This is a genomic window from Thermofilum sp. (assembly GCA_038741495.1).
Taxonomy (GTDB): Archaea; Thermoproteota; Thermoprotei; order Thermofilales; family Thermofilaceae; genus Thermofilum.
On the sequence record JAVYKX010000002.1, the window covers coordinates 403,373 to 428,788 of the forward strand.

31 protein-coding genes and 1 tRNA gene are annotated in these 25,416 nt (G+C 57.0%); 20 read left to right on the forward strand and 12 right to left on the reverse strand.

All coding sequences use genetic code 11. The features are described 5' to 3' along the window. The first annotated feature begins 18 nt into the window (after positions 1-18). The gene (locus QXU72_06900) at positions 19-201 is read left to right on the forward strand and encodes a hypothetical protein (GenBank protein ID MEM0494965.1); all 183 of its coding nucleotides are present in this window, start codon (positions 19-21) and stop codon (positions 199-201) included. A 125-nt stretch (positions 202-326) separates the two neighbouring features. Further along, entirely contained in the window at positions 327-2,984 is a 2,658-nt protein-coding gene (locus QXU72_06905) for an ATP-dependent helicase (protein MEM0494966.1), read from the forward strand. Positions 2,985-3,001: 17 nt separating this feature from the next. Here QXU72_06905 and QXU72_06910 read toward each other — a convergent pair whose 3' ends face one another. Both QXU72_06910 and QXU72_06915 read right to left on the reverse strand, forming a co-directional pair. Next, a complete protein-coding gene (locus tag QXU72_06910) occupies positions 3,002-3,541 on the reverse strand; it encodes a hypothetical protein (protein MEM0494967.1) in 540 nt (179 codons plus the stop codon). Between the two features lie 56 nt (positions 3,542-3,597). Further along, positions 3,598-4,215: a CPBP family glutamic-type intramembrane protease gene (locus QXU72_06915; GenBank protein ID MEM0494968.1), complete on the reverse strand. Its 618-nt coding sequence runs from the start codon at positions 4,213-4,215 to the stop codon at positions 3,598-3,600. Between the two features lie 53 nt (positions 4,216-4,268). Here QXU72_06915 and QXU72_06920 point away from each other — a divergent pair, with 53 nt between their 5' ends. Further along, positions 4,269-4,652 (forward strand): hypothetical protein, encoded by a 384-nt coding sequence (locus tag QXU72_06920; protein MEM0494969.1) that lies wholly within the window; start codon positions 4,269-4,271, stop codon positions 4,650-4,652. Positions 4,653-4,718: 66 nt separating this feature from the next. On the opposite strand, the gene QXU72_06925 is transcribed toward QXU72_06920, so the two are convergent. Further along, the gene (locus QXU72_06925; protein ID MEM0494970.1) at positions 4,719-6,053 is read right to left on the reverse strand and encodes a hydroxymethylglutaryl-CoA reductase, degradative; all 1,335 of its coding nucleotides are present in this window, start codon (positions 6,051-6,053) and stop codon (positions 4,719-4,721) included. 52 nt (positions 6,054-6,105) lie between these two features. Between QXU72_06925 and QXU72_06930 the strand changes: the two genes are divergently transcribed. Then, the gene (locus QXU72_06930) at positions 6,106-6,873 is read left to right on the forward strand and encodes a metallophosphoesterase (protein MEM0494971.1); all 768 of its coding nucleotides are present in this window, start codon (positions 6,106-6,108) and stop codon (positions 6,871-6,873) included. Here QXU72_06930 and QXU72_06935 read toward each other — a convergent pair. Further along, positions 6,848-7,117, reverse strand: coding sequence for a YhbY family RNA-binding protein (locus QXU72_06935; GenBank protein MEM0494972.1), 270 nt, complete (start codon positions 7,115-7,117; stop codon positions 6,848-6,850). The two genes, QXU72_06930 and QXU72_06935, sit on opposite strands and share 26 nt — an antisense overlap. A 64-nt stretch (positions 7,118-7,181) precedes the next feature. Here QXU72_06935 and QXU72_06940 point away from each other — a divergent pair, with 64 nt between their 5' ends. Both QXU72_06940 and QXU72_06945 read left to right on the forward strand, forming a co-directional pair. Then, positions 7,182-7,403 carry a MoaD/ThiS family protein gene (locus QXU72_06940; GenBank protein MEM0494973.1) on the forward strand — a complete coding sequence of 74 codons (222 nt, stop codon included), beginning with the start codon at positions 7,182-7,184 and terminating at the stop codon, positions 7,401-7,403. Between the two features lies 1 nt (position 7,404). Continuing rightward, on the forward strand, positions 7,405-8,364 hold the full coding sequence (locus QXU72_06945) for a TIGR00269 family protein (protein ID MEM0494974.1): 960 nt from the start codon (positions 7,405-7,407) through the stop codon (positions 8,362-8,364). A gap of 139 nt (positions 8,365-8,503) precedes the next feature. On the opposite strand, the gene QXU72_06950 is transcribed toward QXU72_06945, so the two are convergent. Continuing rightward, entirely contained in the window at positions 8,504-9,067 is a 564-nt protein-coding gene (locus QXU72_06950) for an XTP/dITP diphosphatase (GenBank protein ID MEM0494975.1), read from the reverse strand. Positions 9,068-9,119: 52 nt separating this feature from the next. Between QXU72_06950 and QXU72_06955 the strand changes: the two genes are divergently transcribed. From QXU72_06955 to QXU72_06970, 4 genes are read left to right on the forward strand one after another with little or no spacing between them, the layout of a single operon-like run. Beyond that, positions 9,120-9,560, forward strand: coding sequence for a hypothetical protein (locus QXU72_06955; GenBank protein MEM0494976.1), 441 nt, complete (start codon positions 9,120-9,122; stop codon positions 9,558-9,560). Positions 9,561-9,608: 48 nt separating this feature from the next. Then, on the forward strand, positions 9,609-10,718 hold the full coding sequence (locus QXU72_06960; GenBank protein ID MEM0494977.1) for an ABC transporter ATP-binding protein: 1,110 nt from the start codon (positions 9,609-9,611) through the stop codon (positions 10,716-10,718). Continuing rightward, complete coding sequence (locus QXU72_06965) at positions 10,687-11,472, forward strand: ABC transporter permease (GenBank protein MEM0494978.1); 786 nt, start codon at positions 10,687-10,689, stop codon at positions 11,470-11,472. Before QXU72_06960 ends, QXU72_06965 begins: the two co-directional genes overlap by 32 nt. Further along, positions 11,462-12,232: an ABC transporter permease gene (locus tag QXU72_06970; GenBank protein ID MEM0494979.1), complete on the forward strand. Its 771-nt coding sequence runs from the start codon at positions 11,462-11,464 to the stop codon at positions 12,230-12,232. Before QXU72_06965 ends, QXU72_06970 begins: the two co-directional genes overlap by 11 nt. Before the next feature lie 10 nt (positions 12,233-12,242). Here the strand turns inward: QXU72_06970 and QXU72_06975 are convergent, their stop codons facing one another. Next, entirely contained in the window at positions 12,243-13,319 is a 1,077-nt protein-coding gene (locus QXU72_06975) for a spermidine/putrescine ABC transporter substrate-binding protein (GenBank protein MEM0494980.1), read from the reverse strand. A 77-nt stretch (positions 13,320-13,396) separates the two neighbouring features. Between QXU72_06975 and QXU72_06980 the strand changes: the two genes are divergently transcribed. Next, positions 13,397-13,936, forward strand: a complete 540-nt coding sequence (locus tag QXU72_06980) for a hypothetical protein (protein ID MEM0494981.1) — start codon at positions 13,397-13,399, stop codon at positions 13,934-13,936. A 34-nt stretch (positions 13,937-13,970) separates the two neighbouring features. Beyond that, positions 13,971-14,849: an Mrp/NBP35 family ATP-binding protein gene (locus tag QXU72_06985; GenBank protein MEM0494982.1), complete on the forward strand. Its 879-nt coding sequence runs from the start codon at positions 13,971-13,973 to the stop codon at positions 14,847-14,849. On the opposite strand, the gene QXU72_06990 is transcribed toward QXU72_06985, so the two are convergent. Further along, on the reverse strand, positions 14,809-15,486 hold the full coding sequence (locus QXU72_06990) for a hypothetical protein (GenBank protein MEM0494983.1): 678 nt from the start codon (positions 15,484-15,486) through the stop codon (positions 14,809-14,811). The two genes, QXU72_06985 and QXU72_06990, sit on opposite strands and share 41 nt — an antisense overlap. Positions 15,487-15,616: 130 nt before the next feature. Here QXU72_06990 and QXU72_06995 point away from each other — a divergent pair, with 130 nt between their 5' ends. From QXU72_06995 to QXU72_07005, 3 genes are read left to right on the forward strand one after another with little or no spacing between them, the layout of a single operon-like run. Further along, the gene (locus QXU72_06995) at positions 15,617-16,480 is read left to right on the forward strand and encodes an ABC transporter substrate-binding protein (GenBank protein ID MEM0494984.1); all 864 of its coding nucleotides are present in this window, start codon (positions 15,617-15,619) and stop codon (positions 16,478-16,480) included. A 46-nt stretch (positions 16,481-16,526) separates the two neighbouring features. Beyond that, positions 16,527-17,177: an amino acid ABC transporter permease gene (locus QXU72_07000; GenBank protein MEM0494985.1), complete on the forward strand. Its 651-nt coding sequence runs from the start codon at positions 16,527-16,529 to the stop codon at positions 17,175-17,177. 1 nt (position 17,178) lies between these two features. Beyond that, complete coding sequence (locus tag QXU72_07005) at positions 17,179-17,919, forward strand: amino acid ABC transporter ATP-binding protein (GenBank protein ID MEM0494986.1); 741 nt, start codon at positions 17,179-17,181, stop codon at positions 17,917-17,919. A gap of 26 nt (positions 17,920-17,945) precedes the next feature. Here QXU72_07005 and QXU72_07010 read toward each other — a convergent pair whose 3' ends face one another. Next, positions 17,946-18,782 (reverse strand): iron-containing alcohol dehydrogenase, encoded by an 837-nt coding sequence (locus QXU72_07010; protein ID MEM0494987.1) that lies wholly within the window; start codon positions 18,780-18,782, stop codon positions 17,946-17,948. A gap of 41 nt (positions 18,783-18,823) precedes the next feature. Between QXU72_07010 and cysS the strand changes: the two genes are divergently transcribed. Beyond that, positions 18,824-20,269, forward strand: a complete 1,446-nt coding sequence (cysS, locus tag QXU72_07015) for a cysteine--tRNA ligase (protein MEM0494988.1) — start codon at positions 18,824-18,826, stop codon at positions 20,267-20,269. On the opposite strand, the gene QXU72_07020 is transcribed toward cysS, so the two are convergent. Both QXU72_07020 and QXU72_07025 read right to left on the reverse strand, forming a co-directional pair. Continuing rightward, positions 20,266-21,225, reverse strand: a complete 960-nt coding sequence (locus QXU72_07020) for an ROK family protein (protein ID MEM0494989.1) — start codon at positions 21,223-21,225, stop codon at positions 20,266-20,268. The two genes, cysS and QXU72_07020, sit on opposite strands and share 4 nt — an antisense overlap. Positions 21,226-21,393: 168 nt before the next feature. After that, positions 21,394-21,735 carry a hypothetical protein gene (locus tag QXU72_07025; protein MEM0494990.1) on the reverse strand — a complete coding sequence of 114 codons (342 nt, stop codon included), beginning with the start codon at positions 21,733-21,735 and terminating at the stop codon, positions 21,394-21,396. 131 nt (positions 21,736-21,866) lie between these two features. Here QXU72_07025 and QXU72_07030 point away from each other — a divergent pair, with 131 nt between their 5' ends. Continuing rightward, positions 21,867-22,031, forward strand: a complete 165-nt coding sequence (locus tag QXU72_07030) for a hypothetical protein (protein ID MEM0494991.1) — start codon at positions 21,867-21,869, stop codon at positions 22,029-22,031. Here the strand turns inward: QXU72_07030 and QXU72_07035 are convergent. Further along, complete coding sequence (locus QXU72_07035) at positions 22,028-22,582, reverse strand: hypothetical protein (protein ID MEM0494992.1); 555 nt, start codon at positions 22,580-22,582, stop codon at positions 22,028-22,030. The two genes, QXU72_07030 and QXU72_07035, sit on opposite strands and share 4 nt — an antisense overlap. Further along, positions 22,561-23,034 (reverse strand): hypothetical protein, encoded by a 474-nt coding sequence (locus QXU72_07040; GenBank protein ID MEM0494993.1) that lies wholly within the window; start codon positions 23,032-23,034, stop codon positions 22,561-22,563. The genes QXU72_07035 and QXU72_07040 overlap by 22 nt, the downstream gene beginning before the upstream one ends. A 150-nt stretch (positions 23,035-23,184) precedes the next feature. On the opposite strand from QXU72_07040, the gene QXU72_07045 reads away from it, so the two are divergent. From QXU72_07045 to QXU72_07055, 3 genes are all read left to right on the forward strand, one after another. Continuing rightward, positions 23,185-23,946 carry a DUF2208 family protein gene (locus tag QXU72_07045; GenBank protein ID MEM0494994.1) on the forward strand — a complete coding sequence of 254 codons (762 nt, stop codon included), beginning with the start codon at positions 23,185-23,187 and terminating at the stop codon, positions 23,944-23,946. A gap of 65 nt (positions 23,947-24,011) precedes the next feature. Beyond that, positions 24,012-24,105: transfer RNA gene (locus QXU72_07050), tRNA-Gly, on the forward strand. 59 nt (positions 24,106-24,164) lie between these two features. Beyond that, the gene (locus QXU72_07055; GenBank protein MEM0494995.1) at positions 24,165-25,391 is read left to right on the forward strand and encodes a nicotinate phosphoribosyltransferase; all 1,227 of its coding nucleotides are present in this window, start codon (positions 24,165-24,167) and stop codon (positions 25,389-25,391) included. The last annotated feature ends 25 nt before the right edge of the window (positions 25,392-25,416 follow it).

Genomic DNA, 25,416 nt, shown 5'->3' on the forward strand with positions numbered 1-25,416 from the left:
CTAGGTGATAAGCCTGCCGTGGAAGAGCAGCGCAAAAAGCTTTCGAGAGCGCTGGACCTGATCGACGAGGCGATCGACCTTCTCCGTGACGCGGCGAGAGCGGACAGAGCGCTGGCGGAGCTGCTCGAGGATGTGCTCTACAGCCTGGAGGAAGCGGGAGAGGCCCTCAGCAGCATTCTTGAAGGGAAGAGCACCCGGTAGCTTCTGTAGTGTTTTTCTTTCTCGTTCCTGCCGATCGAGCCGGGAGCCAGCTTTCTATCCCATCGTAGCGGTGGAAAACGACGCATTACATTTATTTCTCGTGGGGCAGGGGGTTGCAGCGGTAAATGAAGGGGTCGATTACTTACGCGGTCAGGGAGTACTCAAAGGAGGAGGTTCTTAGAGTTCTGAACCCGCTCGTAGCGGAGTGGTTTTCGAGGAAGTTCGATGATTTAACGCCGCCTCAGCGCTTGGCGCTGATACCGATTCACGAAGGGAAGAACGTGCTGGTTTCTAGTCCCACGGGTACGGGTAAGACGCTCACAGCTTTCCTCATAGCTTTAAGCGAGCTATTTGACATGGCGCAGCGAGGGGAGCTGGAGGATAAGGTCTACGTTCTCTACGTCTCTCCGCTAAGAGCGCTCAACAACGATATTTTCAGGAACTTGGAGGAGCCCCTCCGCGAGATCTACGAGCTCGCTAAGGAGAGGGGTGTCAGCCTTCCGCAGATAAGGCACGTCGTGAGAACCGGCGACACCACTTCCAGCCAGAGGCAGAGCATGCTGAGGAGACCCCCTCACATCCTCATAACAACGCCCGAGACGCTCGCGATAGTGCTCGTGGCCCCGAAGTTTCGGGAGAAGCTTAGGAGCGTGAAGTGGGTAATTGTAGACGAGATACACAGCCTCGCTGAGAACAAGCGCGGCGCTCACCTGACGCTATCGCTCGAGAGGCTGCGCGAGCTTACCGGCAGAGACTTCATCAGAATCGGGCTTTCCGCCACCATCAACCCCTTAGAGGAGGTCGCCCTCTTCCTGGTCGGCTACGACGACGAGGGCAACCCGCGGCCCTGCGTCATCGTCGACGCGAGGTACGCTAAGAGGAAGAGCATCAGGGTGGTTTCGCCGGTTAGGGACCTTGTCCACACGCCTGCTCAGCAGGTAACGCAGGCGATGTACGAGACGCTCTACGAGGTTGTGAAGAGCAGTAAAACCACCCTCGTGTTCACGAACACGCGGAGCGGGACCGAGAAAGTCGTCTTCCACTTGAAGATGCTGGCTAGGAAGCGGAAAGACTTCAGCGAGGACTCTATCGCTGCGCACCACAGCTCGCTGTCTAGAGGCGTGAGGCTAGATGTGGAGGAGAAGCTCAAGCGCGGCGAGCTGAAAGCGATCGTGAGCAGCACCAGCCTGGAGCTAGGCATCGATATAGGCCACATCGACGTTGTCGCTCAAGTCGGCTCCCCTAAGAGCGTGACTAGGTGCCTCCAGAGGATTGGGAGGAGCGGGCACAAGCTTCACGAGACCAGCCGGGGAGTGATGGTGTGTGTTGACCGCGACGATCTCGTGGAGGTTGCCGTGATGGTGAGAGAGGCCTACAGGCACCACCTCGACAAGGTGCACATCCCTAAGAACGCGCTCGACGTTCTCGCTCAGCACGTTGCCGGTATGGCTATCGAGAGAAAGTGGAGTGTCGATGAGGCTTACAGGGTCGTGAAGAGGAGCTACTGCTACCACGAGCTACCTAGAGAGGATTTCCTTAACGTGCTGAAGTACCTGAGCGGGGGCTACGGCGAGCTGGAGAGCTACAGGGTCTACGGCAAGATATGGTACGATGAAGTGGAGGGGGTTTTCGGGAGGCGCGGCAAGTATGCTAGGGTCATCTATACCCTGAACGTGGGCACGATACCCGACGAGGTGAGCGTTAAGGTTCTCACGCTCGACAGGAAGTACGTCGGCAACATCGAGGAGGAGTTCCTCGAGAGGCTGACCCCAGGCGACCGCTTCGTTCTCGGAGGGAAAGTCTACGAGTTCGTGAGAAGCGACGGCATGGTCGCGTACGTGAAGCCGGCCTTCGAGCAGAAGCCGACAATTCCGGCCTGGTTCAGCGAGATGCTTCCGCTCAGCTACGACCTAGCGCTGAAGATCGGCGAGTTCAGGAGGAGGATGTTCGAGTGGCTAACCGGCGGGAAGAGCGAGGAGGAGGTGAAGCGCTACCTGAAGAAGGAGTGCCGCGTCGACGATAACTCGGCTGAAGCGATAGTCGGCTACTTCAAGGAGATGATACTCTTCCTCCGCTCGCTCGGGGTCAGCGAGTTCCCCAGCGATAGAGTCATCCTCGTTGAGCGCTACGTAGACGAACAGGGGAGGACGCACCACGTTTTCCACGCGCTCTACGGGAGGAGGACGAACGACGCACTGGCGCACGCCCTCGCTTACCTGGCGACTCAGGCTTCAGGTGTGAACGTCGGCTTAGCTGTGCACGATAACGGCTTCGCGCTAGTCTACCCGAGAGGCGTGGAGCCGCGAGTTTCCCTATCCGATGTGAAACCCGAGAAGCTGGAGGAACTTTTGAAGAGGGCTATAGGGAACACCGAGCTGATGAAGAGGCGCTTCAGGCACGTGGCTGCGAGGGGCTTGATGATCCTCCGCAACTACAAGGGCCACGAGATCAGCGTGGAGAGGCAGCAGGCGAATGCTGCCACTCTACTGAAGGCTGTGAGGAAGTGGGAGGATTTCCCGATGCTGAAGGAGACGTACAGAGAGATCCTGGAGGACTACATGGACATCGCGCACGCGAGAGAGGTTCTCGAGAAGATCGAGAAGGGGGAGGTGAGGCTAGTGGAGCTGCCCCGCTTGGATACCCCCAGCCCCTTCGCCTACAACATTGTCCTGGAGGGCCTGAGCGATATCGTGCTAATGGAGGATAAGCGCGCGATGATCGCCCGATTCCACGAGCAGTTAATGAGAAAGATATCGACGCTTTCAATAGCGAAGAGATCCTGAACCGCGGAAGTTCGTGCTCAGGCTTTCTGGAGGAGTATCCCCCTCTTCTCTATCTCCTTGTAGACCAACCAGGTCGAGCCGGCGCTCACCGCTACGTGGATAATGTTGAAGATGGCTGTAAGAATGAACAGTGCTTCCACGCTCCCGGCGAGCTTGAGAGCGTAGCCGAGGAAGTTTGGGAACAGTACGTAGAAGTAGATGTAGTTCATCAAGCTCATGAACAGCGACCGCGAGGCTGCGGCTAAGGCGAGTCTCGCCAAGAAGCCGCCCCTAACGGGGATTGCGAGACCTACAAGCATTGATAGAACCGCTAGGAGCTTCATAGACGCGTCGATAGGCTGAGAGCCTCTTATTAGGAGACCGAGGAAGTGAAGTAGCTCTGCCGCGACCGCGTACTTGAAGCCGCAGAGGAACAGTGTGAGCGTGACTGGTAGCTCTGCGAAATCCAGCTTCAGGTAGGGTAGGGGCAGGTACGGTAGCTGGAGACGTAGGATCGAGAAAGCAATGGCTAGAGCTCCGAACACTGCTGTCAGGACTAGATTTCTCGTCCTCCTCATCGGTGCAGCCTCCCTCCAACCTGAAATTTAAACAATTCCTCAACAAAATTATCTTGTTATACATTACACCGTCTTGCAGTATGGAAGTATAGTGTTACAAAAAGCAGATTTAGCATATCCGCCGCGAGGAGCACAGCTACCACTCTCAGCTCCAGCGGCAAGCCGTATGTTACCGCGGCAACGTTGTAGGCCGCGTGCGCTGCCGCGGAAAGGCGCCAGCTTCTACGGTCAGCTATAACTCCGAAGGTCAGGCCCAGCGCGAAGTAGTGCGGCCAGAGGAGAGCTGTGAGAACGAGGCTCACGGGGTCCGAGAGCGACAGGTGCGTGAGCGCGAATACAAAAGCCTGAATCGCCAGCCCCGCTTTCTCGAGCAGAAACCCGCGAAAGAACATCTCCTCAACTATGCCCGAGACTGCGGCGAAGACCAGCGATACTGCTGACGGGTTGTAGCTGAAAGCGAAGCCCGCGGCCGGCAAGTGCCCGGCTAGAACCAAGAGAGGTACTACTACGGCGTCTCTCCTCCTGGTTCTCCTGTCGCGGACCCCTCCTGTCTTCAGTAGAGGGGCTGCGTACAAGAGTAGGAGAATGTACGCTAGAGTTGGTGACAGTGTGCTCGCGGCAGCTGTGTAAGCGAGGCAGACAAGAGGCCACGCGTCCTCGAGCGTAACGCGCACGCACGTGAATGTAGAGCGCGAAATATATAGTAGCGCCCGCACTTCTCTTCCTCGTGAGCGACCTTATCCGGAGCCTGAAGCAGTCCCATGACTCTAAGTCTCTTGCTATGCTCGATATTCTACGCGCTCTCGTTGCTTTCGGCGGCTCTCTCTGGGGTAGCGAAATACCTGATACGGTGAGCCAGCTTCACGTGGAGGGTTTAAGTTATGAGCTGAGCAAGAAGCTCATCGAGTCTGCGTTAAAGGAGCTTGCGAGCGCCGGCGTGGTTTCCGTAGAGAAGGCGAAGAGAGCCACGGAGAAAGGCGCGGAGGACGATGTGCTTGTGAGGCTGAGGGACGACAGAGTCAGGGTCGAGTTGAGCGGCGACCCGGTTTTAGCCAAGTACTTTGCTTACCTCTCAAAAATCACTTCATCGAATTACAGCGCTTCGGAGTGAATAGCTAGAAAATCGCTCTTTGACTGTTTCCTTGAGACCGGAGACTCCGGGAGCTTTGGTCTCGCTCTACCCCTTTCTGTCCGCTTCCCCTTCTCTCGAGAGCTTCTCGATGAGTTCCTGGGCGTAAGCGAAGTTGATTTTACCTTCGCGAACCATTATCTCGGCTACCTTGTCGATGAGGTCGCCTTTCGCCCCCGCCTGGATAGCAATGTTCCTAGCGTGAAGCTTCATGTGCCCTCTCTGTATCCCCTCGGTGGCCAGCGCTCTAAGAGCAGCGAAGTTCTGCGCGAGCCCTACAGCGCCCATAACCTCCGCCAGCTCGGTCGCGCTCTTCACGCCGAGAATCTTCAGCGCAACCCTAGCCACCGGGTGAACTTTTGTAGCACCGCCGATCGTGCCGACCGCTAAGGGCATCTCGAGCGAGCCGACCAGGTTGCCCTCCGGGTCCTTCTCCCACACGCTCAGCGGCTTGTACCTTCCATCTCTCGCAGCGTACGCGTGGGCACCTGCTTCTATCGCCCTGTGGTCCTGGGCTGTTGCAAGCGCGACGGCGATAACTCCGTTCATGATTCCCTTGTTGTGGGTTGCCGCACGGTAGGGATCTGCAGCGGCGAAAGCCCAGGCGTCGACGATCGCGTCCACGACCTCCTCGCCGCCTATATCCTCCTTGTAGACTTTCACCCAGGATCTCACCAGCCTCTTGTCGGCTAGGTTCGAGATTATCCTGAGGAGAACCCTACCCCCCGTTATCCTCTCGATTAATGGAGCTACCCTCTCTGCCATCGTGTTCACAGCGTTAGCGCCCATCGCGTCCCTCACGTCGACGATAAGGTGTACGACGAGCATAGGGCCTCTCGGCCCATCGACCACCCGCGCCTCGAGGTCTCTCGCCCCGCCCCCCACCTTCACCAGCATGGCGTCTACCTCGTTGGCAGCTTGGAGGATCTCCTCCTTGTGGTCGAGGACGAGCATGCGCTTGTACCAGGGGTCTTTCAGGCCTAGAACTTGGATCTGGCCGATCATGAGGGGACCGGTGGTTTTAGACTTGATTCCCCCGTCTCTCCTCATCACCCTGGCAGCGTTGCTCGCAGCTGCCACTACGCTGGCCTCCTCGATAACCATCGGGACCAGGTAGTCTTTCCCGTTGATCAGGAAGTTCGTAGCCACGGCGAAGGGGTAGCTCATCGCGCCGATCACGTTCTCAATCATCCTGTCGGCGATTTCAGGGTCAAGGTTGCCGAAGTTTCTCAGGAGCTTCACTTCCTCCTCGGAGAGGCCGGCGAACTCGGCGACGATCCTCAACCGCTCATCGATGGGCTTCTTGTAGAACTCCGGTATGCGCGAAGTCTTCTCCCCGCTCATCGAGCTTCTCGGGTGCCGGGCCCTTAAATATTTAGGCATATGAAAGTTGATCTGTGCAGAAGTTCGGATAACCTGTGCGAGTGGTTTGGAAATGCAGGTGCCGAGGCTCAGGATAGGTGAGGGGGTGGAGATCGTCGGTCTAGGCCTCTACGTCGAGAGCCTTGACGCGCTGCTAGCGGCGGATCTGCACTTGGGCTACGAAGAGGCTCTAGCTGCCCAAGGTGTTTTCCTGCCTCCGGCGCAGTACTCGGAGATAAGGGAGCTGTTGACGTCGATGGTGAAGGAGAGCGGGGCCCGCAGGTTGATCCTGCTGGGTGATGTAAAGCACGAGTTCGGCGACGTCACCAGGATGGAGTGGAGGGAAACGTTATCGCTTCTCGAGCTCCTCCAGCGAGACTTCGGCCTCAGGGTTGAGGTTGTCCGCGGGAACCACGACAACTACCTAGCCGGCGTTCTGAAGCGCTTGGGCGTGCCTCTTCACGACCCGTATCTGCTCGAGGATGGCTGGCTGCTCATGCACGGGCACTTACCGCCGCCGATGGAGTTCTACTCCGATAAGGTAGAGCGCTTGGCCATGGGGCACGAGCACCCAGCCATCCTGCTTAGAGACGAGCTCGGCGCTAAGCTGAAGCTGAAGGCTTTCCTCTCCGGCGAGCACTCGGGGAAAGCAGTCTACGTCCTCCCGGCGCTCAGCCCCCTTATGCCCGGCACCGAGGTGAATGTGGATAGGCCTCTGCTCTCGCCGCTACTGAAGGACGCGGAAATCGACGCTTTCCGCGTGTACGCAGTCGACGTCGAGGCTGGAATCTTCGACTTCGGGGAGCTGCGCAGCGTTAAGCTCGCGCTCGCCTACCCCTAGGCTTTCTCAGTGCGATGACAAAGCCTCGAATACCCACAACCTCCGCGCCCAGCTTCTCTGACAGGAGCTTCGCTACCTCTTCCCGCGTGAGGTCCGCGCTCTCCCGGTAGCTTCTCAGCAGCTTGACTTTCACTACACCGCGAGCGCGAAGCACGTTATCCAGCTCGCTGAGGAGCGAGTCCGTTATTCCTTTTTTACCGATGTTCACTGTAACTACGCTCTCGTCCTGGAAGATTTTGCTCATACCGTGAGCTCTTCAGAAGCGGATAAAAATCTTCAATTTATCCCTGTTTTTCCCGGTGCTGAGCGTGAATAGCGGAGGAAGAATCAGAGTAGTGGTCGACATCTTCGGCAGGGAGGTGAGAGAGCTAAGCTTAGCCGAGGGCGCGACTGTGGTAGACTTGCTGAACCTTATCGGCTTTAAGGCGAGCGAGGTCGTCGTCGCTGTGGATGGCGAAGTCGTAGCTGAGGACGAACCCTTGAGGGACGGATCCCGGGTCAAGCTCCACTCTGTAGTGTCGGGAGGCTGAGGTGGTCTACGCGGCTAAGTGTTTTATCTGCGGCGAGCGTGCTGCTGCACGCGTATCTTACTTGAGCGAGTTTCTCTGCTCTAAGCACTTCGTAGAGTACTTCGAGAGGAGAGTCCGCGCTGCCATAGAATGGTTCCGGATGGTTGAGCCGGGCGATAGGGTCGCGGTCGCGGTAAGCGGGGGGAAAGACAGCCTAACTACTCTCTACCTTTTGTCGAAGTACTCCGGAGAGCTGGGCTACGAGGTTTTCGGGATCGCTGTCGACGAGGGCATCGCCGGCTACCGGGAGTTCAAGCTCGAAGCGCTGAGAAGCTTCACAAGCGAGCTTGGGGTCGACCTCCATGTCGTCTCCTTTAAAGAGCTTTTCGGGCTGACGCTAGACGATGCTTTCAAAGCTCTAGCGGAGCGGGGCCTGGAGATAAAGCCGTGCGCGGTCTGCGGCGTGTTCCGGAGGTACGCGCTGAATAAAGCTGCTAGAGAGCTGGGTGCAACGAAGCTAGCTACGGGGCACAACCTCGACGACGAGATCCAGGTCTTCGTGATGAACCTCCTCAAGGCGCATGTCGACGGTGTAGTCAGGGAGGGCGTAGTCTCGGAGCCCGGCGAAGAAGCTCTAGTCCCGAGGATAAAGCCGCTTTACTTCGTACCGGAGAAGGAAGTGCTCGTGTACACTCTGCTAAAGGGGATCTACACACCGTTCGTGGAGTGCCCTTACATCGTCCACGCGCTCCGCCACCCCGTGCGGCGCTGGCTCAACGCTGTTGACAGCGAGGATCCGGGCGTGAAGTACAGGGTGCTGGCGATGAAAGAGGTTTTCAGGAACGTTCTACAGCCCCCCTCTAAAACGCTGGGGCGCTGCGAGCTGTGCGGAGAGCCAACCTCTCACCGCGTATGCCGAGCCTGCGAGCTAAAAACCTATATACTTGGCAGTCATAACAGTTTAAAGAAGCCCGCTGTTTGAAAGGGGGCCGTCCTCGCGGGTTGCGGTCTCGCCCCCTCTACCCCGGGTGAGGTTGCCCGCTGACGGCCCCCACGCGCGGGTAAATTCGGCCCTATTTATCCTCCTCGCGAGCTTGGCGATAACATTTCCATTTGAAACCTCACTTTTCCGAATATCTTTCAGTGAGCCATGCGGATAGCTTTCTCGCTGCTGCGCCGCGGTGTGAGTACAGGTTTTTCTCCTCAAGAGTCATTTCAGCGAAGGTTTTCGCTTGCCCCTCAGGCTGAAAGATCGGGTCGAAGCCGAAGCCTCCAGTACCTCTCTCCTCATGGGTGATAGTGCCTCTTGCCTCCCCGGTGAACACGAGTATCTCGCCGCCGGGTAGGCGCAGAGCGATGGCTGATTTGAAGGTTGCAGCCCTGTTCTCAACCCCCCGCATCAACTTCAGGAGCCCTCTGCATCCTATGGTTTCGTACACGTAGTGGCTGAAGGGCCCCGGGAAGCCTTTCAAAGCCTCTACGAAGAGGCCCGCATCCTCGACGACTGCTGGTGCATCAAGGGGAGGGAGGTGCTCTGCAGCTACGCGCGCGATTTCTTCGAGGCTCTTCGACTGGACTTCCAGCTTCTTCAAGCTGAGCTGAACCGCCTCTATCTTGCTCCGCGCTAGTACCTCAGCCATTTCTAAGAATTTCCCCCTGTTTCCAGTGACTATGTATACACGCATACCCGCTATACGCGCAGCGCAGTTTATTTATCAGTCACACGGTATTTCTACTGTGCTATACTGGCGTTTACCGCCAAGGATAAAGGTCCTTGAGGCGCTCGGCTGCATAGCAGACGGCAGGGTGCAGTTCGTCAGTGACAGGGAGGCGCGCGTGACAGGGTCTGACGGCACGAGGACGTACCGCGTTGTCTGGGATGGGGGTCTCGGTATAACGTCCAACGACAACGGCTCGATGTACAAGGGTTACCTAGGATACCCATCGATAGCTTTCCTCATGCTTAAGGGTATTCTGCCCTATGACGAAAAGCTGGCGGAGGCGCTGAAGGGTATTCCTTGGAGGGATCTGAACGAGAAGTTCAGGAGCTACTCCGCTACCGAGAACTACGTGAGAGAGCTGCTCGCGGAGAAGGGGATCAGCTGGGCGTATACCGAGGCGTTCGTGGAGAGAGTTCTCGCGGAGATTAAGCGTTTAAAGCCTTATAAGATCATGTAATCCATCGCTATTTTTTTAAGAGAGGCGGTACCTCCGCGCAGCGGAGAAATGGCGAGAGGAGTTGAGGTAAAAGTCGAGAATGTCTGGAAGACCTACAGGGATAGGGGTGCGACTCAGGCCTTACGCGGCGTAACGCTCGAGGTGAGGAGGGGGGAGCTCTTCAGCATCCTGGGTCCCAGTGGCTGCGGGAAGACAACTCTCCTACGGATCCTGGCGGGGCTTATCGAGCCCGACGAGGGGAGAGTCTACTTCGATAAGCGCGACGTGACGCACACGCCTCCTTACGAGAGGCCTATCGGCATGGTCTTTCAGGATTTAGCCCTCTTTCCCCACCTAACAGTTTACAGGAACGTTTCCTTCAGCCTCGAGATTGCCGGCTGGCCCGAAGATAGGATTGAGCGCCGCGTCCGCGAAGTGCTGGAGCTGGTTCGACTACCTTTCGACCAGTTTGCCAACAGGAGGATTAGCCAGCTGAGCGGTGGGCAGCAGCAGAGGGTGGCTATTGCCAGGGCTTTGGCGCGGGAGCCGAGGCTCCTCCTCCTCGACGAACCGTTCAGCCACCTGGACTACAAGGTTAGAGTTGAGCTGATAACTGAGCTGAAGCGCCTGCAGAGGGAGACAGGGGTCACGACGATCTATGTCACTCACGACCAGAATGAGGCGATGATGCTTTCGGACAGGCTCGCGGTCATGAAGGACGGGGTTGTTCAGCAGGTCGGCTCACCGCTGGAAGTTTACCGCCGCCCAGCCAATGCTTTCGTCGCTTCATTTCTCGGTGAGGCTAACATCCTGCGCACCAGGGCTGTAGCTGGCCTCATCAAGCTGGGGGGCGCGAACTTCCACCTCGGAAAGCTCTCCCCCGAGCTCGACAACTATACAGGTGAGGTCATGCTGCTCCTCCGCCCCGAGAGCTTGAACCTGGAGCCGCTACGGAGTGAGGCAGCGCTCACCTTCACCGCCCGCCTCCTAGATAAAATCTTCCTCGGGCCGCTCACGAGGCTTATTCTCGACGGTCACGGCGACTTCGAGCTTCAAGCTCTAGTACCGACGCGGGAGGCTCTCCCCCTGGAGCCCGGCTCCACGGTTAGCGTGTACGTGGACCCTGAGGAGGTACGGGTGTACTTGGTTGACGGCGAGGAGGCAGCCTCCGCGCGTTAGCGCCCTGGCAGCTATAGCGGTAATCCCGCTCGCGTACGTGCTGGCGACGTTCTACCTACCTCTCCTAATCCTCTTTGCTGAAAGCGTGAGGTGGGAGGGGCTTGGCACGTACTCAGGGGTTTTCCTGAACCCCGACTACCTTTCGGTGATCGGGTACTCGCTCACGCTAGCCGTGCTAACAACTAGCCTCACTTTCTTAATTGCGCTGCCGGCTGCTTACCACCTGGCGTTCAACGTGGATGATGAGGCCGTGAAGAGTCGTCTGCTCGTCCTCTTCACCGTGCCCATGCTGGTGAACTTCCTCTTAAGGACTTACGCGCTAATGAACATCCTCTCGTTTTTCGGGCTCACGGGGACGTATGCGGGAATGGTCATCGGCATGGTATACGAGTTTTTGCCGTACATGCTTCTACCCCTTTACTCGACCTTCGAGAGGATAGAGCGAAGGTACCTGGAAGCCGCGCAGACGTTGGGGGCAAGGCCGGCGCAAACTTTCCTTAGAGTTACATTGCCGCTCGCTATCCCGGGTGTAGCCTCGGGTGTAGCGCTAGTCTTCCTCATGTCTTTCACCGAGTTTATCGTGCCTGCCATGCTGGGAGGCGTCTACGGGTACACGGTGGGCTACTTGATCTGGGACTTGTTCTTGAAGTTCCGGAACTGGCCTGCGGGTTCCGCGCTCGCTTTCGTAGTGACTCTAGCTTCTCTGCTAATCGTTTACGCTTACGCACGATGGGGGCTCGGGTATGAGGCTTAAAACGATCCTCTCAGGCTACACGATCCTACTCCTCTTCCTGCTGTACATCCCGCTCGCGTACGTGGTTGTCCAGTCGTTCAACTCCTCAAGGTACCCTGGCACCTGGGAGGGCTTCACGCTCAGCTGGTACGCTAAGCTGCTCTCAGACGCAGAGGTCGCTCGCGCGGCACTCAACGGGTTCGCGGTGGCTCTAAGCTCTGCTGTAATCTCGACAGTGCTGGGTGGTGTCGCGGCCTACCACTTCTCAAAGAAGAGCTCACACAGCTTTCTAGACAGCTTCTTCTACGTGCCGATAGTGCTTCCCGAGATTGTCGAGTCTGTATCCCTGCTCATGCTCTACTACTATGTCGGGGCTGAGCTTGGCTTCTGGACTGTGCTCGTTGGACACACAGCTTACAACATTGCTTACGCGTACGTGGCCCTGAAGCCCCAGTTCGCGATAACCTCGAGAAATATCGAGGCCGCGGCCCTCACTCTCGGCGCAAAACCATTCGACGTCTTCATCCGGATCTACTTCCCTCTAGCTATGCCCGGAGTCGTGAGCTCCCTCCTAATCACCTTCGTCATGTCGTTCGACGATTTCGTGAAAACAGCTTTCACGACGGGCCCCGGCTTCAAGACACTGCCGCTGGTAATCTGGTCGAGAGCAGCTAGAGGGAGGGCTACCCAAGACCTGAACGCGCTGGCTACAATACTAATCGTGGTTTCGCTGGTAGCGAGCTACGTATACACGAGGCAGGTTTTTGCGAGAAGAGAGTGAACCGTTTCCGCTAAATCCTTCTCACAGCAGTGCTTATCCTCTCTACGGTTCTGATGGCTTCCTCTGTCAGAGGAGAGGTGTGAACCAGCTTCACCCCGCTGGGCGGGTAAACTGCCGGGTTCTCCAGTATGCTTTCCTCTACTAAGCCCTCGATAACTTCTCTCCTCAACGGGCTGGGGTAGTAGGTGTAGCTCGTGTTTTTCGCGGCGATTTCTGGATCAAGGACGAAGTTTATCCACGCGTGCGCAAGCTCCACCTCTCTAGCTCCTCTAGGAATTGTCATGAAGTCTATCCAGATGAAAGCCCCCTCCTTCGGCAGGACGTAGCCTACGCTCGGCTCCTCAAGCTGAGCCTGCACCACGTCGCCGCTCCAAGCATGTGCGGCGTGAAGAGTCCCCCGCGCTAAGCCCGGGATGTACAGATTCGCCCCGTAGTATCCGGCGAGGTATGGCTTCTGCTCCCTCAGCAGCTCGATCACTCTCTGCACGCTCTCCTCGCTCCAGTCGTCGAGCGGGATTCCCAAGTAGAGCTTTGCAGCATTCACAACCTCGAGAAACTCCTCCAGCATGGATACCTTCCCGGAGTGCTTAGGGAGGAAAACCCTCGTGTCGAAGAGCTGCTCGTAACCCTCCACCTCTCCCTCTGCCACGTGCTTGCCGTTGTAGCCGATTCCCGTGGTTCCCCAGCCGTAGGGCACCGAGTACCTTAAACCTGGGTCGAATCTGTTCTCGACGAGCACGCTATCAACGTACTTGAGGTTGGGGATCAGCGAGTGGTCGATCGGGCGGATGAGCCCTCTCGCCGCTGCCTGCGCGACGTACTGGTCAGTGAGCACGATGATATCGTAGCCTCCGCCCCCCAGCTGGAGCTTCGCGAAAGCTTCTTCCGCCGCCTCGTACTCGTCGTAAACCACTCTCACGTCGAACCTGGACTCAAACTCCTTGATTACCTCCGGGTTGATGTACGCGCTGTAGTTGTATATTCTCAGCTCTCTCTTCCTCGGTGCGAGGTACTGGTAGAGGCCGAAGGCACCCAGTGCGGCAGCTGCTGCTAAACCAGCGATAAACTGCCTTCTTGTAATTTTCACGAGCTCGCGAAGTTATCTAGGGTTAAAAACTTCACGCGCCTAGAAAAGGTTAAACGTCCGCTCGCAACCACTCGGGCGTGCCGCTGTTTTACAAGGGAGAACTGGTAGAGCTGCTGGTCGCCGTTACCGCGGTGTTCGCGGTGTTCGCGGGAAGCTTCGCGTGGTCTTTAACTCCCGTGAGCGCAGCGAAGCTTTTCCTACTGGCATTCGTCATATATGCCCCTCACGAGCTGGCTCACAAATTCGTAGCGGAGTACTATGGCTTCCCGGCCAGGTTTCAGATCAGCCCGACGCTTCTAGCACTCACGCTGATCAGCGCCATCCCTTACATGCCTCTCAAGTTCATCGTCCCAGGGGCCGTGCGGGTCTACGTTCACTCAGGGTACAGCAGGAGTATCGACGGAAAAATTTCAGCTGCGGGGCCGCTCGTCAGCGTAGCTCTAGGCTTCGTAGCTCTCCTCTCAGGGTTGAAGTGGCTGGCAATGTTCAGCGGGTGGATCTCGCTGTTCAACCTCCTCCCCCTGGGCCCCCTAGACGGGAGAAAAGTTCTCTCCTGGAGCCCCCCGTTCTGGGCTCTCCTGATGGGGGCCAGCCTCTTCCTACTCCTCCTCTCCTGAAAAGCCTTTTATTTCGACTAGGGCTGCTGGGGTTATGACCACAGAGAAGGAGAGAGCCTTAAAGCTGGAGATGCTGCGTAAGATGCGGGAGCAGGAGGAGCTCGCCAGGCGGAGGCTGAGCAGCGTTAAGCATAAGGTGGCTATTCTAAGCGGTAAAGGAGGAGTTGGCAAAAGCTTTGTCACAGCAAACCTCGCTGTAGCGCTAGCCGTTAAAGGGCGGTCAGTGGGCGTTCTGGATGCCGATATACATGGCCCCAGCATACCGAAGATACTAGGGCTTCACGGACAGGCGATGTACGCAGGTCCTGCAGGGCTTTTCCCTCTTGAGGGGCCGGCCGGCGTCCGCGTGGTTTCAGCAGACCTCATGCTCCCCGACGATGACTCGGCGCTCATCTGGAGAGGGCCGATAAAGACCTCTTTCCTCAGAGAGCTTCTCTCGATGGTTGCGTGGGGGGAGCTGGACTATCTTCTCGTCGACCTACCCCCCGGGACCGGAGACGAGCCGCTTACAGTGGCGCAGCTGATCAAGGAGCTGAACGGTGCGCTGGTCGTGACAACTCCGAGCGAGCTGACCCAGCTCGTGGTCAGGAAGGCGATCACTTTCTGCAAGCAGCTGAAGATCCCTCTTCTCGGGCTCGTGGTGAACATGAGCTACTTTACCTGCCCCGTGTGCGGTACTAGGCACCGACTATTCGGAAACACTAGCTCTCAGGACATAGAAAAGCAGCTAGGAGTGAGGGTCCTCGCCGAGATACCTGTCGACCCTCGCGTAGCAGAGAGCGCGGACTCAGGAGTGCCGGTGGTCCTCGCCTACCAGGAGTCAGAAGCTGCGAAGAGTTTCCTGAAGCTAGCAGAGGAAGTTGAAGGTATTCTCAACTCGCAGAGCGCTCGAGAACCTCGAGAAGGTTCCTGATGACCTCGACGGCACGCCCTACATCGCTTCTGCTAACCACGAAGATCACATCCCGGTAGCTCGACAACACTTCTGTCAGGTTGATCCCCCTACTTGACAGCGACATCGCGAGGTGCGAGACGACGCCCGGAGTCACAAGTATGTCTGGAGGCCCTGTGAGGATGATCGCTGCTTGCTCTCGCAGGTATTGGAGCACGTTTCTCGAGCTGACTCTGGAAAGCAGTTCGCTAGCGACACTTTCCTCCGCGACAACCGTGAATGCTGAAAAACCTTGAATGAACTGAACGAACTTAGCTTTCTCTACTTGGCTGAGACCTTCCAGTAGTTTATCCCCTTCATGCATGGCCACCGAGAGAACCGATAAACCCTCAACCACCCGGAGCTCGCTGCCTCTAAGAGCACGCGATAGTCTCTCCGGCGGGGGATACTCTTCGAGCAGGCTTTTCACAGCCCTCAGGACAGCTATCTTGACGGATCCTTCGCCCAGCTTTCTCCCGGAGAGTCTCTCCATATCTTCTTTTAGAAGCCTCGCGAGCGATGAATAGTTTACAATGTTAAGCTTCATAGCCTCTATAATGTAAGGCATTGAAAGGATGAGCCTTTGAGCGATTTTTACTAAACTGGGCTTTCTTCTCATGCTCGCTGCTCACAGAGCCCGTGAATATAATCTTTTTCTTGAGAAAGGAACTTATATTAAGCATTTTAACTCTGGTTAAAGAATCGTTAATAAATGAAAAGATATATAAAGCTAGCTGAGCGAGGCTCTTTTGACAGCAACTATGCAAAACACCAGAGCATTTCTCCCAGCGGGAGGGAAGCTCTTTCTCGCAGGATTGCTCGTCGGCCTTCTCCTTGGAGCGCTGCTAGGGTATTCGCTACTATCGCTAACAGGAGGATATGTGGCTACACCAGCTCAGAGCTATGTTGAGAAGATAAAGAGCAGGGGGAAGCTGATCCTAGGCACGTCTGCTGACTGGCCGCCTTTCGAGTACGTTGATGCGAAGGGGCAGTACGCGGGGATAGATATCGAGATAGCGAAGAGAATCGCAGCCGAGCTCGGAGTGCAGCTGGAAGTGAAGGATATGAAGTTCGCCGCCCTCATAGAGGCGCTGAAGAAGGGCGACATAGATATCATCCTCGCCGACATGACTCCAACAGCTGAGAGGGAGAAGGAAGTCGACTTTTCTCTACCTTACTACTACAGCAAGGGGTACGCTGTCGTAACTCTGAAGACGTCTGCAATCTCCAGCGGCGCAGACCTGCTGGGGAAGAGAATAGGTGTGCAGCTCGGGACGATACAGGAGGATTGGGCGAAAGAGAACCTTGAAGGAAAAGCTACGGTAATATCCTACAACAGGGTCTACCCAGAGATGGTGATGGTTCTGAAGAGGGGGGACATCGACGCCATCATAATCGGCGACACTATCGCGAGCGCGCTTGTTACGAAGGACCCCGACCTCAAGATCGCGACCTACGTCGGGCAACCTACGATCGGTGCCGCTGTGGCAGTGCCTCAGGGCGCAGAGGATTTGAAGTATGTGGTGAACCGGGTTATTGAAAGGCTTATCGAGACGGGGGAGATCAGCGCTATCTTCCAGCAGGAGACGCTGAAGTGGCTTGGCGAACAATAAGCATATCTCTTCAAAAGAATATTTTTCTCTTCTGAGGTGGAACTTCGTGATAGATTTCCTGACGAGCTACGCGGGCTATATCGCGGAGGGTATCGCAGTAACGCTTCAGATAACTTTGATGTCCTACACGCTGGGCTTCGCGCTTGGAGCTCTCCTCCTTGCGGGAGGTCTTTCCCCGCTGAGCCTGTTGACTCGAATGTACATAGAGCCCGTTAGAGGCACCCCTCTACTCGTCCAGATCTTCATCATCTACTTCGGGCTGCCGGCAATAGGCATCAAACTCGATGCTTTCACTTCAGCGGTGCTGGCGCTAGGCCTGAACAGCGCGGCTTACCAGGCGGAGATCTTGCGCTCCGCCGTGAAGGCGATCCCGGAGAGCCAGATTCACGCTGCCGAGGTTCTCGGCTTCTCGGGGGCCCAGACCTACAGGTACGTTATCCTGCCCCTAGCTCTCAGATCCTCCATCCCCGCGCTTGTCAACGAGTTCGTCACAGTGCTCAAGGAGAGCTCTCTGGCGAGCGTGATCGGCATCGTCGAGCTCACCCGCCGGGGAGAGTACGTGGCGGCTTACACGTACAGGGCTTTCGAGGCATATCTGATCGTCGCGCTGATCTACTTCATCGCGTGCTACACTTTCTCCCAGTTTTCGAGGCTACTTGAGAGAAAGCTGAGAATACCGGGGTACACGGGTGCGTAGCATGAGCGAGAAGGTGCTCGTCCTCGATAAGGTAGTAGCGGGCTACGACGGCAAGCCGGTAGTTAAGGGCGTATCGCTCGAGGTCAGCAGGGGAGAGAAAGTAGTGATCATGGGCCCCAGCGGCAGTGGGAAGAGCACGCTCCTGAAAGTGGCCGTGCTGCTTGTGAGGCCTTTCTCGGGTAGGGTCTTCCTCGACGGGGATGAGCTTACGTCTAGGCACGCGAACCTGCGGAGAGCGCGCGCAAAGACAGGGTTCGTCTTCCAGAGCTACAACCTATTCCCCCACATGAAGGTGATAGACAACATCGCTCTGCCCTTAAGAATCGTGAAAGGCTTCTCTAACGAGGAGGCCAGGCAGAGGGCGCTGGCAGTGCTTAGGGAGCTAGGCCTCTCGGGCTTCGAGGACAAGTACCCCCTGCAGCTCAGCGGTGGACAGCAGCAACGGGTAGCTATCGCCAGGGCACTGGCCATGGACCCCGTTATAATGTTCCTTGATGAGCCCACCTCCGCCTTAGACCCCGAGCTGAAGGCAGAGGTTCTCGAAACTCTGCGTGAGGTCGCCCACCGGGGCATTGCGATGGTGACGGTGACGCACGAGCTCGACTTCGCGAAAGATATCGCCGACCGGGTGGTGATCATGGAGGACGGCGTCATAGTCGAGGAGGGTGACAGGAGCGTTCTCACAAGCCCGAAGACGGAGCGCGCGAGAAGTTTCCTAAGGTTGATCGAGAAAGAGGTTTAGCCAGCCCGCTACCCCCTCGGTCGTTCCTAGAGGCAGCACGCGAGCACCCGTCTGAGGAGCTTGAGCAGCTCGTAGCTGCTTCTTACACCGATTTTCGTAAGGAAGGAGGAGTAGTAGCTCCACGCGTGCTCGGCGAGGAGGTCCAGCTTCCTCCTCGCAGCGCGCCTGAGCCACCCCTCGCAACTATAGTTGCGGAAAGCTTCGAGGACTGCCTTAAGGGCGGTTGCTATTTCCACGCCGGCTACCGCTGCAACCGACGCAGACGCTAAGAGCAGAGGGCCTGGCCCGTGCACCGCGTAGGAGCGGCAGAATCTCAAAACTGCGGAGCAGTTACTTGGGTCGAGCGGTTCGAGCCCGAGGAGCTCTGCTTCCGCGCGGAGAGCCTCAGCCTCGAGAGGGTCTCGGAGAAAAGCTTCAGCGCACTTGTCCAGAGGAAGCCATACTGCGTCGAGAGGCATTAGTAGAGCGTAGTAAACTGGCACCATCGAATCCCAGATAACAGTGATCTCGGATAGAGGGGTGCAGAAGCCGAGGCTGAAGGGGACTGCAACCACGGGAACGCTGGGGTTTAAGTATTCGAAGAGCGACTCGCGCAGTGAGAGGCGCTTGTGTTTCGTCACCGCGAGTGCTCTCGCCGCAGATGCTGCAGCCCAGCCCCCGAAAGCTACTATGCTTTTGAAGCCTCCTGAATCCAGGAGCGCTTTCACCTCCTCTAGCTCCAGAATGTCGGGAGCCCTGACCTGGAAGTGCGGCTGGATGCCTATCTCGGCTAGCTCTCGCGCTGCGAGCTCGTCTGAGAGGATTGCCGCGCGCTCTGGAAGCTTCCTCGGTATGAGATCGAGCCTCGTGAAAACGATTCTCATGCGAGTTTCCGCGAGATAGGGATATATATTGTCCTCCGCAAGTGGGATGCCTGCTGGTGGTCCCTATTGTGCAGCGAGTATTCAACACGCTGACGCGAAGCCTTGAGCTTTTTGAGCCTGTTACTCCAGGCAGAGTGAGTATTTACGTCTGCGGGCCAACGGTCTACGACTACACGCACCTTGGCCACGCTCGAACCTACGTTGCTTTCGACGTCATTAAGCGTTACTTTAGGCTTCGAGGCTTCGACGTCATGCACGTGCAGAACATCACGGACATCGATGACAAGATCATTAACCGCGCTAGGCAGGAGGGTCGTGACTGGAGGGAGATCGTGGACGTCTTCACTAGAGACTACTGGACGATGCTGAGCCAGCTCCGCATAAGCGTCGACGCGCACCCCCGGGTAACTGACCACGTTCAGGAGATCATACGGTTCATAGAGGAGCTGATCGAGAAGGGTTACGCCTACGTGGCTCCAAGCGGGAGCGTGTACTTCGACGTTGACACGTACGATGACTATGGTAGGCTGAGCGGCAGGCTGGACAAGCAGCTGTGGAGCCAGGAGGAGTTCGCCGCGGAGAAGAAACACCCTTACGATTTCGCCCTATGGAAAGCGAGGAAGCCCGGTGAGCCGTACTGGGATTCTCCCTGGGGTCCCGGGAGGCCGGGCTGGCACATTGAGTGCAGCGTAATGTCCTCCAGGTACTTTGGCCGGCAGTTCGACATACACGGGGGAGGCTCCGACCTCATATTCCCCCACCATGAGAACGAGAGGGCGCAGAGCGAGGCTCTTTTCGGGACCAGGCCGTGGGTAAAGTACTGGCTGCACACGGGTATGCTTCAGATACGTGGAGAGAAGATGAGCAAGAGCCTCGGCAACATCATCCCTATGCACGAGATTCTAGGAAAGTACGACCCACTGGTGTTGAGGCTCTGGCTGGCTACGGCCCACTACAGGACTCCACTGAACTACACCGAGGAAGCTTTAGAGCAGGCGGCTCAGAACCTCTCAAGGCTGAGAACTTCAGTGTCCATTCTTAAGCAGATTCTCAAGGAGGTTGAGCCCAAGGGGCGGGCTGACGAGTGGGAGCTCGAGGTGCTTAGGGAGCTTAGCGCCATAAGGTCCCGGTTCCATGAAAGCATGGAGGACGATTTCAACGCGAGCGCGGCCTTTGCGGAGGTCATGGCGCTTTCGAGGGTGATCTTCGCTAGGATAGCTGAGAAACCATCGTACACGCTCGCGGTTAGAGCTTACAGCATGCTCCGGGAGTTCAACGCCGTTTTAGGCGTTCTCGACGAGGAGTTCGCCGAGGCTCCGAGGGAGCTCGTAGAGGACCGGCTCCTCGACTTGCTCGTCGAGGTAAGGAGTGTGCTCAGACGCGAGAAGCGCTACGAGCTCTCAGACTACATTCGGGAGAGGCTTCTAGAGCTGGGTATCCAGCTGATGGATGAGAAAGATAAGACACGATGGGTTAGAATGCGCTAACGTAGGGGGATTTTCTTCTCGAGGCCAAGCCCGAGAGCCAGAGCACCGAGTATTCCCACGTTCCCCCCGAGCCTCGTCAGCACGATCTCGGGAACAGAGTTCACGGCGTACTTTTCAACCCTTCTCCTCAACCCCTCCAGAAGGATATCCTGATTGTTGAGCGCTACGGAGCCCCCCACAACTATCAGCTCGGGGTCGTACACGTCCACGATGTTCGCAAAGCCGTAGGCGTTGAACCGGTTGACCCAGGTGATCACCTCGCGGGCGAGGGGGTCTCCTCTTCTGAAAGCTTCGAAAACATCCTTAGCGGACAAGCCGGAGTCAAGGACCAGCGATGTTTCTTCCCGAAGGTCCGGCCTGAGCTCTGCGAGGTACCTGGTTAGGTTGGGAATGCCGCGCCCCGAGGAGTAAGCCTCCCAATGACCTCTCCTGCCGCAGCCGCACTCGAGGCGCTCCTCAGCATCCACGACCGTGTGTCCCACCTCGTGGGCGTTACCCTCCTTCCCTAAGAGAAGCTCGCCATCCACGTAGACTCCGCCGCCGATCCCAGTGCTGATAGTCACGTAAACGAAGTTGCCGACGTCCCGCCCCCCACCCCACCACTTCTCCCCGACAGCTGCAGTCACAGCGTCGTTGGCAAACGCCACGGGCCTGCCGAGCAGCTCCCGCAAGGGTCTCACAACCTCGATTCTGCGGAAGGGCATGTTGGGTGCTCCCACGACTTCCCCTCTCCTGATATCGAGAGGGCCCGGAGACCCGACACCGACTCCTGCTGCCTCCACACGGTGCTTCCGCTCAAGCTCTCTTGCGATGCTCGCTATCCTAGCTATGTACTCCTCCGGATCCCTGGTTTCCCACGTGGCGAAGACAACAACCTCGAGAAGCTCGCCGTCATCGCTGCCGAGAGCCACTCTGGTGTTCGTCGCCCCGATATCTACTGCAATGGCGTATCTCACGAGCTCTCGACCATTGATGGTGTTCGTTTCGCTTTAACTTGATTTCGCCTCGCTAGCTCAGGTCTTATTCTTCACGCCCGAAACGCATTAAAGATCCTTCGCGAGAGGTTGTACGGAATGATGAGGGATAAAAGCTCAGAGGCGTGAAGAGAGCCACCGGGCTGACGTTTACTCCTTGGCTAGCAGGCGGCTGAGGAGAACTACTACATCTACGTTTTCCGGGCTGATGACGCCCTCCGCGACGACGTGCCTGCCTTCAGTGCGGACCACGATGAGCGACCCGCTATTCTCCTTCTGGAGGAGCACCCACTCCTCGCCTGCATCAAGGAAGCTGGAGACGGATACTGCCACGCTCTGCATCGCTCTGCCATCACTCTCGGTGGGATGGGCGAAGACGATGTCCCACTGCTCGCTGAAAACCGCCACTCTCTCTACTCCAAGGCTAGCCAACGCTTTCACCAGGCTCTGCCTGTCCAAATCTTCTATTTCCACGTAGGGTTTGCTCGCCACACGCGCTCCCTACCGCTTCCCGTACTTCTTAGAGCTTGGGCGCTACAATATAGTGTTTTCGCGATGCCTCCTGCTTTTTCTTCAAGAATAATGGTTTTATAACCCCATGCGAGGCAAGGTCTTGACCCAACATGAAACTAAGAGCCCTACTTAGAGACGAAGAAGAGGAGTGGGAGGAAGAGGAGGAAGAGTGGGAAGAGGAGGAAGAAGAAGAGGAGTGGGGCGAATTCGGAGAAGAGGAGTGGGAAGAAGAAGAAGAGGAAGAGTGGGAGGAAGAAGAGGAGGAAGAGTTCTAAAGCCGAGCTCGGCTTTTTCCGCGATTCGCTTTCCTCCTCTGCTTGGTCTTTCTCTTTGCGTGAAAGAATGCGACGAGAGCCAGCACTACCGCTGCTAATGCCGCTACAGCCAGGTGAGTAAGTTGCAGCCCGGAGCTCTCCTCAGCCTGTGCGTAGTAAACCGCTACATGTAGAAGTACTGGGTCGTGGTTGTCCGCAAAGGCCGTGATTATGAGCGTAGCGTTACCTTGACCGCAGCTTCTCAAGAAGACTAGTTGCCTAAGGCTGCTCCTAGCTGGGAGGTCTCCCAGCCTGATACTCATGTTTCTCCGCCAAGCTAGCCCGTCTATCGAGACTTCCAAACAGCCCGCGGCAGCGAGCTGGAGAAAAGTGTTCAAGGCGGCTCCGCTGCCTCCGTTGGAGATGGTGATCGTTAGCGCTACTACATCGCCTACACGCGCCTTCACTTCGCTCGGGTGGGAGGTGAGGAGTACCGCTGGAAAATCTTCCTGAGCCAGCGCGGGCAGCGCGACCAGTAGAAGAAGAACCGCTATGGTTTCTCGAGAGCGCATGTCAGGATCAATTTCTCTCCTCCCCATAAACTTTGCATCAAGCTGGAGGGAGTGCACACCTCGCCCCTGCAGATTCTGAGCTCCCAATTCCCTCCTACGCCGAAAGCCGGCACGGAGACAACTCTAATTGTGCTTCCGTTACCCTCCACCTCCAGGGCTGTGCAGCTAGATAAGGGGAGGAGCGCAGGAGAACCCGCATAAGTGTAAACTCTCCCACAGCTGAGGGTCATGTTCTCGCATGCGAGGAGAACGTCAGTGCTAACTAAGACGCTGCTGCCCGTAAGGGCTTTCTCTACGTTGTTGACGTCCGTTTTCACAGCAGCTAGCTTTTCCTTCACCTCGAGAAGCTCCACCTGAATTTTCACAAGCTCTAAGTAGACAGCGAGCAGAGTGATTGCCAGGATAAGAGATATGGAGATCGCCGCAACAAGTAAGATTTTTTCCCAATGCATCCGCCAGCTTCCCCCAAATCTCCTAAAAATTAATTTTTTCCAAGAGTCCCTCACTGACGCGTTGGCCGCCTGCTCCCTAGGCTCTAGCCCCTTAGGCTCTCCCGCTCAGCTACCGCTGGCTTTAAAGGCAGCTCGCTCGATAGGGCACGTATGAGCGCAATCGCTCTTCAGTACCTGATAGGTATCGTGTTGATGGTGATGTTTGCGTTCATCAGCGCGATGTTTCCCGAGCAGACAGGCCTCTTCTTCATTCTCTACTTCGCGGTGTTCATGGGGATTCTCTTCCTGGTGACTGGCCGGCAGGCTAGAGGGATTCTGAGAGATATCGACTACGTTAGCAAGGGTGCTCTCGTGTACGAGGCTCCTCGCGATGAGGTTCTCAAACTTCGCGAGCGCGATTTCCAGTACACGCGGCCAGAGCTCTCCGCCCAGATGAAGTACGCTATGCTTCCTTTCCTTTCCATAGTTCTCTTCCTGGTGGTCTACTCGGTTCCCCAGACTCGCGAACTGTTCATGGGTATCGGCTCTTCGCTAACTCGCGACGAGCGGCTCGCCAGCTTCTTCTCTTTCCTTGCGCTATACGGCTTCTTCTACGCAGCTTCTACTCTCATAGGCTTGTACGCGCGGCGAGCCCAAGCGCGGGTTGGGACACTCTCCATAGCCACAACTTACAAGATCACTTCCGCGGGGCTGATAGTGGACGAAAGGCTTCCCGTGAAGTTCCCGATAGAGGGGCGCGTTGTCGTGAACACTAGGCGCAAGTTCGTGGAGATAGAGATGGAGCAGAGCGTGATGGGGTCAAAGGTGAAGCAGAGGCTGCGTCTGTACCACCCCGAGCCCTCGAAGCTGGCTGCGCTCCTGAAGACTCGCGGAGGAACAGCAGAGGGGACAGCAGGCACCGCCTCCCCCTAACTTCTTCTGCCTGCTTGACCCAGGCGCGGAAAACTTAAAAGAACCCTCTTACTTCTTAGCCTCCGGCGGCCGTAGTCTAGTCTGGTAGGATGGCGGCCTGCCACGCCGCAGAGCCTTCAGGCGCGGAGATCCCGGGTTCAAATCCCGGCGGCCGCACCAACTTCTCCCCCGCAGCCCCTATGGGAAGGTTTTTAGCTTTCCCTTGTCTGCTGAGAGGTGTGGAGCGGGAGAAGGGGGAGAGGTTCATCTACGCGACTTTCGACGAGGTCAAGCAGGGGCTGACAACGGACATTTACTTTGTCAGAACCAGGAAGATTCTCGAGAAGTACGGCCTCCTCGATGCCGTGGTGCACGCTGAAGTGACGGTTAGCGGTCTCCCGGAAGGCTACTCCTGGGCTATCTTCGCAGGGCTTCGCGAGGTTTTGAAGCTGCTCAGGGGCCGCAGGGTCACCGTTTACTCCATCGAGGAAGGTGAGTACTTTAGGAAGACGGACTACCGCGGGTACAAGGTTCCTGTGATGTCTATCGAGGGACCCTACGGAGAGTTCCTTGAGCTCGAAACCCCTGTTCTGGGCTTTCTCGCCTCTGCCTCCGGGATATCTACGAAGGCTGCGAGGGTGAAGAAAGCGGCTGGCGAGAAGCTGGTTTTATCGTTCGGTGCTAGGCGCCAGCACCCCGCCCTCTCAACGTTCGTCGAGTACTACGCTTACATCGGAGGCGCCGACGGTGTCTCAGCGGTTTCGGGCGCCCAGGCTCTCGGTATAAGACCTACAGGAACTATGCCGCATAGCCTCATGATACTTTTCAGGGCTTTCTACGGGGATCACACACTTGCGTGGAAAGCATTCGACGAGGTCGTCGAGCCCGACGTGCCGCGGGTAGTGCTGGCCGACACCTTCTACGACGAGGTAGAGGAGGCGCAGCTGGCTGTAAAGGCTTTGGGCGAGCGCCTCTGGGCTGTGAGGCTGGATACACCCGGAAGTAGGAGGGGCAGCATGGAGGATATCATCAGGGAGGTGAAGTGGAAGCTGAAGGTTATGGGCCGCGAGGACGTGAAAGTTGTTGTCTCGGGCGGCGTCGACGAGTACAAGATACCTTCTCTAGCTTCTGCAGGCGCAGACGCGTTCGGTGTGGGAGCGGCTATAGCAGCTGCCCCTCCCATCGATTTCGCAATGGATATCGTCGCGGTTATGAGAAACGGTGAGTGGGTGCCGGTGGCCAAGAGGGGTAAACTTTCCGGGAGGAAAGCGCTCTACCGGTGCAGCTCCTGCGGTGTGGATGCAGTAGCGCTCCTTGATGAAGAGCCTTCCTGTCCCCGCTGCGGGGGCCCCATGAGCAGGCTGACTAGGGTCGTCATGAAGGACGGGGAAGTGGTGGAGGAGCCGCCGGAGCCCCAGAAGGTTAGGGAGAAAGTCCTCCGGAATCTCAGGATGCTTGAACTTTAGAAGTTGTTACGGGCTACCGGCAAAA

Coding starts and splice junctions, on each gene's coding strand:
- QXU72_07005 (MEM0494986.1), top strand. CDS start 17,179: ATGAGCGAGAAGGTGCTCGTCCTCGATAAGGTAGTAGCGGGCTACGAC.
- QXU72_06910 (MEM0494967.1), bottom strand. CDS start 3,541: ATGAGGAGGACGAGAAATCTAGTCCTGACAGCAGTGTTCGGAGCTCTA.
- QXU72_06905 (MEM0494966.1), top strand. CDS start 327: ATGAAGGGGTCGATTACTTACGCGGTCAGGGAGTACTCAAAGGAGGAG.
- QXU72_07040 (MEM0494993.1), bottom strand. CDS start 23,034: ATGCATTGGGAAAAAATCTTACTTGTTGCGGCGATCTCCATATCTCTT.
- QXU72_06970 (MEM0494979.1), top strand. CDS start 11,462: ATGAGGCTTAAAACGATCCTCTCAGGCTACACGATCCTACTCCTCTTC.
- QXU72_07045 (MEM0494994.1), top strand. CDS start 23,185: ATGAGCGCAATCGCTCTTCAGTACCTGATAGGTATCGTGTTGATGGTG.
- QXU72_06960 (MEM0494977.1), top strand. CDS start 9,609: ATGGCGAGAGGAGTTGAGGTAAAAGTCGAGAATGTCTGGAAGACCTAC.
- QXU72_07010 (MEM0494987.1), bottom strand. CDS start 18,782: ATGAGAATCGTTTTCACGAGGCTCGATCTCATACCGAGGAAGCTTCCA.
- QXU72_07035 (MEM0494992.1), bottom strand. CDS start 22,582: ATGCGCTCTCGAGAAACCATAGCGGTTCTTCTTCTACTGGTCGCGCTG.
- QXU72_06925 (MEM0494970.1), bottom strand. CDS start 6,053: ATGCCTAAATATTTAAGGGCCCGGCACCCGAGAAGCTCGATGAGCGGG.
- QXU72_06930 (MEM0494971.1), top strand. CDS start 6,106: ATGCAGGTGCCGAGGCTCAGGATAGGTGAGGGGGTGGAGATCGTCGGT.
- QXU72_06935 (MEM0494972.1), bottom strand. CDS start 7,117: ATGAGCAAAATCTTCCAGGACGAGAGCGTAGTTACAGTGAACATCGGT.
- QXU72_06985 (MEM0494982.1), top strand. CDS start 13,971: ATGACCACAGAGAAGGAGAGAGCCTTAAAGCTGGAGATGCTGCGTAAG.
- QXU72_07030 (MEM0494991.1), top strand. CDS start 21,867: ATGAAACTAAGAGCCCTACTTAGAGACGAAGAAGAGGAGTGGGAGGAA.
- QXU72_06950 (MEM0494975.1), bottom strand. CDS start 9,067: ATGCGTGTATACATAGTCACTGGAAACAGGGGGAAATTCTTAGAAATG.
- QXU72_06990 (MEM0494983.1), bottom strand. CDS start 15,486: ATGAGAAGAAAGCCCAGTTTAGTAAAAATCGCTCAAAGGCTCATCCTT.